9 protein-coding genes are annotated in these 13,354 nt (G+C 41.5%); 5 read left to right on the top strand and 4 right to left on the bottom strand.

Annotated features, from left to right (window positions below; all coding sequences use genetic code 11):
• Positions 1–192 precede the first annotated feature (192 nt).
• Positions 193–1,839, top strand: coding sequence for an SGNH/GDSL hydrolase family protein (locus ACUXV0_RS08415; RefSeq protein WP_446192639.1), 1,647 nt, complete (start codon positions 193–195; stop codon positions 1,837–1,839).
• A gap of 36 nt (positions 1,840–1,875) precedes the next feature.
• On the opposite strand, the gene ACUXV0_RS08410 is transcribed toward ACUXV0_RS08415, so the two are convergent.
• From ACUXV0_RS08410 to ACUXV0_RS08400, 3 genes are all read right to left on the bottom strand, one after another.
• On the bottom strand, positions 1,876–2,025 hold the full coding sequence (locus ACUXV0_RS08410) for a DUF5989 family protein (RefSeq protein ID WP_446192638.1): 150 nt from the start codon (positions 2,023–2,025) through the stop codon (positions 1,876–1,878).
• A gap of 139 nt (positions 2,026–2,164) precedes the next feature.
• Positions 2,165–4,096 (bottom strand): RagB/SusD family nutrient uptake outer membrane protein, encoded by a 1,932-nt coding sequence (locus tag ACUXV0_RS08405; RefSeq protein ID WP_446192637.1) that lies wholly within the window; start codon positions 4,094–4,096, stop codon positions 2,165–2,167.
• A gap of 10 nt (positions 4,097–4,106) precedes the next feature.
• On the bottom strand, positions 4,107–7,232 hold the full coding sequence (locus tag ACUXV0_RS08400; RefSeq protein ID WP_446192636.1) for a SusC/RagA family TonB-linked outer membrane protein: 3,126 nt from the start codon (positions 7,230–7,232) through the stop codon (positions 4,107–4,109).
• A gap of 371 nt (positions 7,233–7,603) precedes the next feature.
• On the opposite strand from ACUXV0_RS08400, the gene ACUXV0_RS08395 reads away from it, so the two are divergent.
• Positions 7,604–8,389 (top strand): 2-oxo acid dehydrogenase subunit E2, encoded by a 786-nt coding sequence (locus ACUXV0_RS08395; protein ID WP_446192635.1) that lies wholly within the window; start codon positions 7,604–7,606, stop codon positions 8,387–8,389.
• A gap of 100 nt (positions 8,390–8,489) precedes the next feature.
• Positions 8,490–9,893, top strand: a complete 1,404-nt coding sequence (locus ACUXV0_RS08390) for a PQQ-dependent sugar dehydrogenase (protein ID WP_446192634.1) — start codon at positions 8,490–8,492, stop codon at positions 9,891–9,893.
• Positions 9,894–9,895: 2 nt separating this feature from the next.
• Here the strand turns inward: ACUXV0_RS08390 and ACUXV0_RS08385 are convergent, their stop codons facing one another.
• Complete coding sequence (locus ACUXV0_RS08385) at positions 9,896–10,438, bottom strand: hypothetical protein (protein ID WP_446192633.1); 543 nt, start codon at positions 10,436–10,438, stop codon at positions 9,896–9,898.
• Positions 10,439–10,546: 108 nt separating this feature from the next.
• Here ACUXV0_RS08385 and ACUXV0_RS08380 point away from each other — a divergent pair, with 108 nt between their 5' ends.
• Together ACUXV0_RS08380 and ACUXV0_RS08375 are read left to right on the top strand one after the other, a co-directional pair.
• On the top strand, positions 10,547–11,935 hold the full coding sequence (locus ACUXV0_RS08380) for a purine-cytosine permease family protein (RefSeq protein WP_446192632.1): 1,389 nt from the start codon (positions 10,547–10,549) through the stop codon (positions 11,933–11,935).
• A 177-nt stretch (positions 11,936–12,112) separates the two neighbouring features.
• The gene (locus ACUXV0_RS08375; RefSeq protein ID WP_446192631.1) at positions 12,113–13,291 is read left to right on the top strand and encodes a thiolase family protein; all 1,179 of its coding nucleotides are present in this window, start codon (positions 12,113–12,115) and stop codon (positions 13,289–13,291) included.
• The last annotated feature ends 63 nt before the right edge of the window (positions 13,292–13,354 follow it).

The raw sequence follows: 13,354 nt of genomic DNA, 5'->3' as shown, positions 1-13,354 counted from the left end.
TGCTACTACTCAAAATGGAACAAGTATACCAGTCTGAATAGTACTTCATTTCTCTCAGACTTTTTTGCAGAATATGATATGGTCAAAAGCTCGTTTTATCAGCTTAAGCGGGGTGGATAATTTCATGGTAATTAGAGAGAATACGAGTAAATTGAAACTGTAATTTAATATTGAAAATTAGCCACCAGATCATTGAAGAAAGAGAACATTTTTAAGTTTACGGCAGTCATATTGCCTTTTGTAGCACTGTTATTACTGGAGGTGGCACTGAGGCTTTTTGGAAACGGAACTAACTATAATTTTTTCAATTCCATAGAAGGTGCAAACGGGGAGAGGTATAGAGTTCTTAACTCTGCTATTTCTAAAAAATACTTTAAAGATTCGGAGTTTAAATCAGATGATCAATCTGACTTATTTCTGGAGGAAAAGACCGACAGTACGTTTAGAGTATTTGTGATGGGTGCTTCTACTGTAGTGGGTTATCCATTTTATAAAGGTGGTTCTTTTCCGAGAATGCTGAAGCAAAGGCTATCATTCACTTTTCCTGATAAAAATATTGAGGTAGTCAATACCGGAATTACAGCAGTAAACTCATATACCTTGTGGGATTTCACTAAGCCCATCATAGAGCAAAAACCTGACCTTGTAATCATTTATGCCGGGCATAATGAATATTACGGTGCTTTAGGCGTGGGCTCAAGTGTTTTCGTAGGCAGTAGGCCAGAGTTGATAAGAATGTATCTCCGGCTAAAAAATTACAGGATTTTTCAATTGATGGAAAATTGCGTCTCCCTGTTGGTTTCAAGAAATAGGCGTAAGGAGGGCGGCAGTCCCAAATCATCCTTTATGGAAGAAATGGCCAGTAAACATAAGATTCCATTAGGGTCTGTTCTTTATCATAAAGGGATTGAGCAGTTTCAAAGTAACCTTCATGAGATTTTAAGTCAATTCAAACAGGAGGGTATTCCTGTGATTATTTCTACACTAGTTTCAAACGAAAAGGATATTGAGCCATTTATCAGTGAGGAGTTAGATTCGAGTTATGTAGGCGACAACTCAGAGAATCAAATCACTGAGCTAACAAGGTTGGCAAGCACAAATGCTAAGGCTTCCTATTTGCTGGGAAAGTATTATTTGGAGTCCGATTTAGATTCAGCCAGAAAGTATCTTCACCAAGCCAAGGAGCTGGATTATCTGCGTTTTAGAGCTCCTCAGGAATTAAATGAGGTGATTAAAAATGAAGCGAAGTCAGCAGGTATTCATCTTCTGAATATGTCAGATATTTTTGAGGAAAAGGGGATAATTGGTAATGAGCTTTTGACGGAACATGTACACCCCAATATTGATGGTTATTTTACAATGGCTAATGCTTTTTATGAAAAAATTAAAGAGAAAGGCTTAGTGGGAGATTGGAGTAACTACGTCAGTCATGAGGACGCGTACGAGCAAATACCAATAACCAAAATTGACTCTTTAAAGGGAAAGTTACTTGTTGGTATTTTGAAAAATTCATGGCCCTATACGTTAGATTCTGAAAAGGATAGAAACGACGCTTTTGTCTATTTCACCAAAGATCCGTCCTATGAAGATGATCAAGTTTTAAACCTGTATAATGGAGTTAATTCTTGGGAAAATACGATGCGGGAAGCCTTTAATAGATATAAGGGTTTAAAGGAGTACAAAAAAGCACTTCAAGTGGCCCAAACCTTACTTTTTGAATATCCGGAGCAACACAGAGTCTATGATATGGCTGCTGAAATGAGCATAAATCTGAGTGACACCACGAGGGCGGAGTATTATCTCAATAAAAGTAGGTCTCTTCAAAAGTTGCGGAAGTAATTGAAGTTTTGGCTCTTTAAGAAAGGACTGATAGATCTAGAAAATACTGTAAATAAAAGGGGCAATTGCGGAGCCACTGCTCAGGGTAATGATGAAACCCATAAAAAGAAGAACAAGTATCAGTGGTACTAACCACCACTTTTTCCTTTCTTTTAAAAACCTGAATAATTCAATTAGAAATTCCATTTTTCTGAGTAGAAAACTAAGACAAGTAAAATCTTCTGTTGATCACGAAATGATGTGGACTTTAATATTAAGCCACAAATAGAGAAAGAAGGTTACCCATAAGAGTAACCTTCTTTTGATTAGAATATGCTATCTATTTTTAATAACCGGGGTTTTGATAAGCAGCTTTCTCCTCTTCAGTCATATCCAAAGCATCCAATTGATTTTGAGGAATTGGTCTCAGATAGTGATGTGGAAGAATAGTTCTGGTGGTCACAGTCGGGCTATGGTCTGTGGCGTCGTTTCCTGCTATCTCATAAGAGCCAGCCAGTTCATTCCATTTTTGAGTACGAACCAAATCATACCATCTTTTGCCTTCACCAAAATACTCTCTTGAACGCTCTGCAAGAATATAGTTGATATCTATTTCGGCCGGAGTAGCAGCTACCATTGCGTCGCTGTTATCTTCAATTCTCTCTTTTTGTTCTCCGTTATCAAAACGCCATTTACCAGCTCTTGCTCTAATGACATTGATAAGTTCGCGAGGAGAATATGCCCCTGAGGCTCCTTTAACAGCCGCCTCTGCTGCCACAAAATAGAATTCAGAGAATTTGGCAATTGGGAAAGGACGAGTGATAGCACCGTTAGGTGAACCAAGGCCACCTCCGTTATCTGTTCTGTACGTTCCTAACTTCCATAAGCCAGGGTAGAATCTTCTGTTGATCTGATTAAGGTTAATTACATAGTCAGAACGACCAGGTAATTGTCCTCCACCGATATTCCCTCCGTTTACGCTGTAGTCTACATCAGCGTCATATTCATCCAGAAATGAAATGACAGCATCACCAGGAGCTATTTCCATACCATTTGCTGCGGTAAGAGTAGGAGAATCATTTCCTCCTTTATCCCAGTTCCCTCTGTAGGATGAAACAAAAGTACCGTCATAACGGGAGTCCAGTTGCTTGTCTGCAAAAGTCTCGGTGAATACATTTATTGAAGGAGCCATTCTGGTCCAAGGTCTACCATAGCTTTGTGCAGCTTCACGCTGTACTGCGGCTACTCCATCTACACTAATAGTCGTGTAATTTGAAGTGACCATCCATACAGCTGTGTTAGGAGCACCGCCATCGCCCGGTCCTGTCCAGCCCAGGCTGGCACCACCATTATAAATCTGGCTTTCTTCTGTTCTGTCCGCATAAAGCATCATCTCGCTATTGCGGTCATTTGTGGCCAGATGTAGATCGTAGTAGTATTCCTGTAAAGAATACGGACCAGGATTATCAATTCCTGCAACGGCCAGATCATAGGCTTGCTGAAAATAATAAGAAGCATTATTTCCATTAGGGTCTGTTCTTGTGGTCTCCGGATAGGTCGGGATGTTATTTGGGTTTTCTAACCACCATGCATATGTAAGATAAGCTTTGGCCAAATATAGTCGGGCTACATTTTTAGTAACAGTTCCCGTTAGTCTTGGGCTTTCAGGTAAATCTGCCACTGCTTGCTCTAAATCAGGGAAAATACCCTTAGTATAAACTTCTGCTACGGTATTTCTGGTAGATGTTCTAACAGCAGAGTTATTGAATTTCAACTCTCCCGAACCTAGATCTAGAGGCACACCACCATATGTCTGTACCAAAAGGAAGTAGTTAAACGCTCTAAAAAACCTTGCCTCAGCAATGATAGAGTTTTGTAATCCTACAGCTTCTGCGTTTTCGATGATACCACTGGCAGTATTGATCGCCGGGAAGGCATTGCCCCACGGTCTGCCAATTGAGAAACCACTCTGTGAGTTTAGGTTTCCTCGTCCGGCCAAATCCAGATCATAGAAATTGTTATTGGCACTTTGGGCGGCACAATATTCATCAGTACCAGTTTCGCCTAAATTGAGGAAATAAGCGAAGCCATAAATGTATCGCATATTTTCATAGAGATAGGTTAATCCCCCTTGTACACCCAGCTCTGTAGTGAAAAACTCAGGTGTGAAAACTCCTCTTGGCTGCTCCTCCAGAAAATCATCTGAACAGGAGCTTACGCTTAAGATTATAGCCGTAAGAAAGGCTACAGTTAAACTTTTTATTCTTGTATTCTTCATTTCTAACTAATTAAAATCTGACGTTTAATCCTACCATAAAATTGCGGGTAGAAGGTACGTTCGTACCAATTGTGGCTATTCCAGTTGAGATATTATTCGTATTAACAGCAACATTCTCTCTGTCGCCATTTCCGTTTACACCTGAATTGGTTTCAGGGTCCATTCCTGATGCTCTATGATAAGGTGAGAATAGAACAAAAGGATTTTGCACTGTAGCGTAAAGACGAAGTCTATCCACACGGATTTTGTCAAGAACACCTTGGCTTAAATTATAGCCAGCCGTTAAGGCTCTGATTTTCAGGTATGAACCGTCAAAATATCCAAGCGTGCTGGCATATTTAGGGTTATCACCACTCTGTAGACCTCCTGGTGCAGGATAACGTGCATCTGTATTATCAGGTGTCCAATAGTCTACAACCACGTTGTTTCTTCTCCCTGTTAGCAGGTTTAGGTAGCCGTTTCCAGAGTATAAGGTACTTACTAATGTTCCTCCACCTTGGAAGGTACCTACCACATTGAGGTCGAAATTCTTGTATTCTAAATTGGTATTAAAGCCACCAAGGAAAGTCGGAGTGGGATCCTGGATGATTCGATCATCAGCGTTTATTGCTCTTACCGGAGAGCCGTCTGAGTTATATTCACCTGTATACTTAACTTTAATCATCCCGGCATTTCCACCCGGTTCAAACTGCTGTAGATATTGATAGTCTGGGTCTGACTCATTCCATAGACCCAGGTATTCATTATCGTAGATGACATTGATCGGGTACCCGACAAACCATAATTGACCTACGTTTTCAGTTTCTCCTGTTGCTAAGGCTATGATTTCATTTTTATTTCTGTAAAGGTTCAGGCCTGCATCCCATCTAAAGCCACTGGCACTCTCCATGATGGTTCCGTTCAGAGTGATTTCAAATCCTTTGTTCTGGGTTTGACCGATATTACTAGTAACACTTCCTACACCAGAGGTAGAAGGCAATGACAGGCCGTAAAGAATATCATTGGTGTTAGTCGTATAATATTCCAAAGCACCCGATAGTCTGTTATTCAGGATTCTAAAGTCTATCCCGAAGTTATACGTCTCTGAGAATTCCCATCCGAGGTTCGGGTTTGGTAATTGACTTACGAAATACCCCGTGGCGAAAGTGCTTCCAAAGTTATAGTTTCTGGTGCCCAATCTACCCTGGGTAGAGTATGGAGCCACAGCCTGGTTTGAAGTTTGACCGTAACCGGCTCTGAATTTTAATTGGTTAATAAAATTAACATCACTTAAGAATGACTCATTGCCAATATTCCAACCTACAGAGACTGCAGGATAAGTTACCCATTTATTACCCGGAGCTAGTCTTGAGGAACCGTCTGATCTTAGAGTGGCAGTGATGAGGTATTTGTCATCATACTGATACATCACCCTTCCCATGTAAGAAAGCAATCCCGTAACAGAATAACCGGTACCATAGCTGGTAATGTCTTCTGCCAGTGCTGCATCCAGGTTATACCATAATGCCAGTTCGTTAGGAACATTTCTAACGTTAAGGCCAATGTTGTCAAATTCGGTCTTTTGAGCAGAGAATAGTCCTATAAAATTAAGAGTATGCTTATCTGCAAACGTGTGATCGTAAATCAGTTGATTCTCAATAACGTAGTCTTTTGTGATAGAGCTACCATAACTTGATGTTGAGTTGTTCAGTGGGTTATAACTGAAAACACCTTGTCCTGTAAAGTTTCCGTCTCTTCCTGATCTGAAGTTCAAACCAACATTCAGACGATACTTTAAGCCTTCTACCCATGGAGCACTGATTTCTCCATATAAGTTATTATAAGTACCAAAGTCTAATTGCTCATTTACACGGCCTTCGCCTATTCTCTCAATTTCATTTCTGGTAGGAACCCACATGTCATCTGTGGCCGTTTGCAGACGAACGGACTCCATAAACGAACCATCGGCATTATAAGGACTAAGAAGCGGTGATGCTCCTAATGCTCCACCAATACCCACAATGCTGTTTGTGGTATTGAAGTTATTCAACGAGTTTAAACCAAAACGGAATAGCTTACCAACTTTCTGATCTATCTGCGTTCTAAGCGATAATCTTTTGAAGCCATCTCCAGGTACTACTGAAGTTTCGTTGAAATACCCTATGCCCACATTATAAGTCCCATTTTCTGTACCTCCTTGTACGCTGATGTCATGAGCCAGCTGCATTCCAGAGTCATAAAGAAGATCCTGCCAGTCTGTGTTGGTTCCAAGCTGCTCACCACCTCCAATCTCAAAAAGAGGAGTGCCACCGTTTGTAGCCGCTACGTCTGCACGTAGTTGGGTCAATTGATCGCCGGTCATCATTGGGTACTTGGAGAAAACATTCTTCGTGGCGTAGTAAGTGTCGTAACTAAACTTAGGTTTTTGACCAGCCTTACCTGATTTTGTGGTAATGATAATTACGCCGTTTGCACCTCTTGAACCATAAATGGCAGTAGCAGAGGCATCCTTAAGGATGTCTAGACTTGCAATGTCATTAGCGTTGATATCAGAAAGGCCTCCTGAGAATGGAATACCATTTAATACGATCAATGGGTCATTATTGGCTGATAAAGATCTTACACCTCTGATTCTGATTGTAGGAGCAGCACCAGGTCTGGTGCTAGTGGTGGTAATATTTACACCTGCAGCTCTACCTTGCAAAGCCTGTTGGAAATTACCCGCCTGAACCTGATTCAAGGCATCGCCTTTGATGGAAACTACTGATCCGGTAACAGACTCTTGTCTCTGTACACCATAACCAATGACCACCACCTCATCTAGTAAAGCATCATTGGGCTCCAAAGACACATTAATAATCGATTGATTATTGACCTCTATATCTTTAGCTACATAACCTATGTAACTGAAAGATAAAGTGGAAGAAGGATTTACATTTAAAGTAAAATTCCCGTTTACATCGGTCATTGTACCATTAGTAGTTCCTTTTTCAACCACCGATACACCGATCAACTCTTCTGAACCAGACATGACTTTTCCCTTAACTTCTACATTCTGTGCATAAGTCAACTGGCTTACAAAAAATGCTAGAAGCAGCATTCCCCATTGCGTAAGCCCTGGTTGTTTCTTCCTGATTTTAGGAATAAATTTTAACATATAGGATTGAATTAAGTTTGAAATATTTTAAGAATTAAGAGCATAAAGCTAAGAAGCTTGCAACCGATTGCAAAACATAAATTTCAAAAAAGTCGTCAAATCCCCCTGTAAGTGCCGAGAATGTAGATTAAACCTATTTAACGGTTAGTTGATATTTCCAATTTTTGTATCAATCGGTTGCATAATTGGCCGTGGCTAAACGGGATATCTTGTACTAAGCATGCATCTATTTCTAGGTCTTTCTCAAGGCATAAGAAAAGGAATATTGAGGGTGCAGATTTCAGACGATTACTTTTTCTTGTTGCGGGAATGAGTTGAAGGGGACTCTACAACTAAAATTGAAAGTCTCAGGAAAGCATTAAATTTGACTCATGCCCGATCACCTGAATAATGCTTGGCGTAAAACTGCCAGTACACTTTATAAAAAGCCTGAGGATTCTAAAATTCTAGGTTCTGTTGAAATAGATATTACAGATCTACAGGATTATATCGCTAAGAAAAGAAAAGAAGGCCTCAAGATAACGTTGACCCATTTTTTCACTTTGGCCACGGCCAGAGCCATAAAAGAGAAACTCCCGGAGCTCAATACTTATATCAGACGTGGAAATGTAAAAAAACACGATAAACTGACGGCCACTGTAAGTGTACTTCTAAGAGCAAATGAAATGGGCTCGGTAAAAGTAGATGACATAGATCAGCATAATTATAGTTCTCTGGTAAACTTTCTGCAGCAGAAAATAGTAGAGGCCAGAAAAGGCACTGAGAATAATACCATGCAGATGAAAGATAGGTTAGCCGCTATTCCTTGGCCTTTACGGGGAATGGCGTTTTGGCTTATCAAAAAGATGTTGATTGACTGGGGGCTAAGCTTTGGTGGCCTTTCGGCCAATAATTTTGGTTCATATATCGTCTCAAATATTGGCACTTTGGGTCTGGATAATGGTTATCCTGCTTTGTTTCCGGCGGCCAATATTTCGTTTGTTCTGATCATGGGTGGAGTCAAAAAGAAACCTCTGGTCATCAATGATGAAGTGAAAATCAGGACAGTAATTACGCTGGCGGCGGCCTTAGATCATAGAGTAGTGGATGCCTCACATGCTGGTATTTTGTTTAAGCAGTACAAGCATTTTGTAAGAAATCCCGAGTTGTTTGAATAGTTTCATCTACACAGCTGGCCCCTTTGGGTATTGAAGTTTTTCGCTCAGAATTTTATCTGTAATTTCGATTAAGAATTAATCAATAAGCACCTATAGTATTATGAAAAAGGTTTTAATGGCCGTTTCTGGCCTCGCGTTTCTATGGAGTTGTATGCAGAACTCCGCACCTCAAAGTGGTCAGGGTGAATTTGCTGAGGCAAAGAAAACATATGCCCAATACTGCTCTTCTTGCCACGGTGAAAAAGTGGAGGCTTTTGTGGATAGAAAATGGCAGCATGGTAATGATAAGGATGCCATCATAGCGAGCATTACCAATGGCTGGGTAGAAAATGGTATGCCTGCATGGAAAGGAACTGTTTCTGAAGAAGGGATAGAAGGTCTGGCAGATTTGATTGTCAATAGCCTGGGTACGGTGAATCAGTATGATTTTGACGATACAGAAAAAACAGACACCTATGTTTCTGAAGGTATGATCCTGAAGCTTGAGAAAGTTATTGATGGCGTGGATAGCCCTTGGGGGCTGACTTCACTGCCTGATGGTGATCTTTTGATAACTGATCGTGAAGGTGATTTATGGCGAGTGAAATCTGATCAGTCCAAAATCAAGATAACAGGTGTACCAGAGGTGCTGGCCGAGGGTCAGGGAGGTTTAATGGATATTGCTCTGCATCCAAATTATAAAGAAAATGGCTGGATTTACCTGACCTATGCCAAGTCTAAAGGAGAAGGCAAGGACATGCTTTCTACTACGGCTTTAGTGCGTGGCAAATTGGAAGGGAATACACTGGTTCAAAAAGAAGAGCTTTTTGAAGCCTTGCCTTACTTACCTACCCGTCATCATTATGGGGGAAGAATGGCTTTTGATGAGGAGAATTTCCTGTATTTCTCAGTGGGCGATAGAGGTAGAAGAGATGATAACCCGCAATCGCTGAGCAATGGCTGTGGGAAAATACACCGCATCTATGACGACGGACGAATTCCGCAGGATAATCCGTTTGTGAATACCCCGAATGCGGTAACCAGTATTTGGTCTTATGGGCACAGAAATCCTCAAGGTTTGATTTATAAGGCCGATGTTGACCAAATCTGGGAACATGAGCACGGGCCCAGAGGAGGTGACGAAGTTAATATCATTGAGAAAGGAAAGAACTTCGGATGGCCGGTGATTTCATACGGGATTAATTATGACGGTACCACTTTCACCAGCAAAACTGAAGAGGCAGGGATGGTACAGCCTCAGATTTATTATCTGCCTTCAATAGCCCCATGTGGAATGACCTACGTTACCTCAGATAAATATCCAGCTTGGAGTGGTGATATTCTGGTAGGTTCTTTACGTTTCAACTATGCCGATAGATTGGTTATGCGTACCAATAGAATTGCTGAGCAAAGAAAAGAGCTGGTTAATATCGGGCGAATGAGAAATGTATTTCAGGCACCTGATGGTTATATCTACGTGGGTGTAGAAAGACCGGGAGAGGTGTATAGATTGCTACCGCAATAAGACTAACGAGTTTCACCGGAGATGGAGAAGTTTTTTCTATCTCCGATAAATAATTCCTGCCAGCCATTGACCTCGTAACTGCTTAGTTTTTTCTGGTCAAAGCTGTATTTGAGATTTTTCTCAGAGGAATACAAGTAATTATCGGTGGACAGCTTGGCAGTAATTTCGGTTACGTTACCCAGGCTGTCTTTTTTTATGGTCAGTTCTTTCACGGGTAAAGACTCCTCAGATTCAATGCTGTATTGTGTAGCCAAGGCTGAGCTATCTGTGCGGTAGCTTAATTGAAACGCCGCCTTATTAATATTAGCTTGTTTAAGCAGTTCTAGTTCTTTGGACCAATCTACTTCTGCAACTTCTGCTTCGGCCATTTCATTATTGATGCTATTGCTTTTGAAAATTACAGCTTCAGAATTTTCCATTTTTTTGATCACCTCATCGGCAAAGACTTCAGTGTCAAAAAAGTAATTGACATCAGCCGCATCTTGCTGATTACAAGACCATAAAATTGTGCTTAAGAAAATAAGAGAAAGAAGTGATTTTGTCATGCCCAAAGATACTGATCTGTTTTATTTTACTCCGACTTTGTCGGCTAAGGATAGATGAAATTAGAGTTTCTTCTATTTTAGCTTTTAACAACCCTATACTAAACAATAATGTCTGAAGAAAATTCACAAAATGAGGAGTTTGAGCGGCAGCCGGTTCCTCAGAAGTCCTGGAAAGATTGGCGTAGCTTTTTAGGAATGTATGCCGGTGAGCATGCGGCAGGTACCGAGTTTGTGATCGGGCCGCTGTTCTTAACTACTGGTGTCAGTGCTTTTGACCTCATAGTGGGTCTTATCGTCGGAAATCTCCTTGCAGTGCTCAGCTGGAGATTCTTAACAGCTGAAATAGCCGTAAAAAATAGACTTACCCTTTATTTTCAACTTGAAAAAATCTGTGGTAAAGGTCTGGTGAAGTTTTATAATATCGCCAATGGCGTCTTGTTCTGTTTTCTGGCGGGTTCTATGCTAACAGTGTCCGCTACTGCAGTGGGTATTCCTTTTGAAATGGAAATGCCGAAGCTAACCGATACCATGCCGAATGGTTTGACATGGATCATCATTGTAATTGCCTTGGGTATTGTCACCACTTTTATAGCGGTGCGTGGCTATCAGATGGTTTCTAAAGCAGCCAACTGGATGTCGCCCATCATAATTGCAGGTTTTCTTGGTGGAGCTATTGTGGCTTTAAATCAGTTGGGTGTAGGTTCTTTCGGAGAGTTTTGGGATATCTGGGGAGAAGGTAGCGAACCGTTCCCGGGTCAGATCAAGTATACTTTCTGGCATGTGGCCATCTGGAGTTGGTTTGCTAATGCAGCCATGCATGTGGGAATGTCTGATCTTTCTGTTTTCAGATATGCCGAATCGCCAAAATCTGGTTGGACTACCGCAGCAGGTATGTATGTAGGCCATTTTATGGCTTGGATTGCCGCTGCCTTACTATACTCTGTGTACTTAAAGTCTGGCGAGGCACAGGCCATGTTAGCAGCTGGTGAGGCTCCTTCTGTAGCTCCTGGTCCTTTGGCTTATAGTGCACTGGGTTTCTTTGGGGTATTGGTGGTTTTACTGGCGGGCTGGACTACCGCAAACCCAACCATTTACAGAGCAGGTTTAGCTTTTCAAACCTTGTTTCCGAAAATGAAAACCAGTTATGCTACCATTATGGCAGGTGCTATAGCCACGGCTGCGGGTATCTTCCCGGCCTTTGCTATGAAGCTTCTTGATTTTGTAGCGGTATACGGATTTATCCTGGCCCCTGTGGGTGCCATTATCGTTTTTGACGAATATTTAAGTAAAAAATGGAATCTCATCCCTCGTTTTGCTGAAGCAAAAGGATTGAATATAAACTGGGCTGTTATCCTAGCCTGGGCTCTGGCAGTTTTTGCCTTTTATTTCTATTCGGTATCTACGGGTACCTTCCTTTCTTTCCTCACATTACCGGCTTGGCTCTCTTGTGGAGTCTTGTTTTTATTGCTCAGCAAATGGGTGCAGAAAAAAGCTTGATTTAGGTTAAAAATGTGAATGGGTCACCAGTTTTGGTGGCCTTTTTCTTTTTATGATGGTTTTGGAGCTTGTAGAATTATTCGAGACATTGCTGTTCGAAAATATTTGAACCATTAAACGACCCTATTTTAGGAAAGGCATCGTTTATTGAAGAACCCTATAATTATCAACAAACAAATGAAACCAGTGTATATCGTAGCTGCCAAAAGAACTCCAATTGGTAGCTTTGGTGGCGTTTTTAAGAATTTCTCTGCTGTAGACTTAGGAGGTGCAATTGTCAAAAACACCTTGACCGATTCAGGTGTCAAGCCTGATTTAGTAGAAGAACTATTTTTTGGCAATGTTGTCTCTGCCAACCTAGGCCAGGCACCGGCTCGGCAGGTAGCTGTAAAGGCAGGCTTACCTCAGAGTACACCCGTTACTCTTATCAATAAAGTATGTGCCAGTGGGCTGAAGGCCACAATGCTGGCGGCTCAAAGTATTCAGCTTGGAAACGCTGAGGTGGTCATAGCTGGTGGCATGGAAAACATGAGCCAGATTCCATTCTATTTAGATAAAGCTCGATTTGGCTATGGTTATGGCAACGGTGCTATGATAGATGGTCTGGCTAAAGATGGTCTTACGGACCCCTATATGAATCAGGCCATGGGTTGTTTTGCTGATGCCACTGCCGAGAAATTTGAACTTAGTCGCGAGATGCAAGATGCTTACGCCATTCGATCATACCAGCGATCAGCAGCTGCCTGGGAGTCAGGTATGATGCAGCAGGAAGTCTTGGGTGTAACCCTGAAAGACCGTAAAGGAAATGATTTTCCGGTAAATGAAGACGAAGAGTTTAAGAAGGTCTGCTTTGATAAAATACCAAAGCTAAAACCCGTATTCTCTCCGGAAGGAACGGTTACTGCCGCAAATGCTTCCACCATAAACGATGGTGCGGCATGTGTGATTCTGGCCTCTGAAGAGGCTGTGGAGAAACATCAGCTGAAGCCAATTGCCAGAATTGTTTCTTCGGCAGATGGAGCCCGTGAGCCGGAGTGGTTTACTATTGCACCTATTTTAGCAGCTGAAAAGGCTTTGGAAAAGTCTGGTATGACCATGAGTGACCTTGATTATTTTGAGGTAAATGAAGCATTTTCTGCAGTGCCGATGGCCTTTGCTAAGCATTTTGATCTCGATGAAGAAAAGATGAATGTCTTTGGGGGGGCGGTCTCTTTAGGGCATCCATTGGGTTGTTCCGGAGCTAGAATTTTGGTGACACTACTAAATGTTTTGCAAAGCAAAAATGCGAAAAAAGGGATGGCGGCCATCTGTAATGGTGGTGGAGGAGCTTCTGCAATGATCGTGGAACTAGTCTAATATTTGGTCATTTAGCTAAACTTCAAAATATTTTTCTTGATAATTTAAAGGTGATGTACTAGC

The organism is Jiulongibacter sp. NS-SX5, from assembly GCF_052828545.1.
Note: the sequence above shows the minus strand (reverse complement) of the source record. Positions and strands in the feature narration are given on the sequence as shown.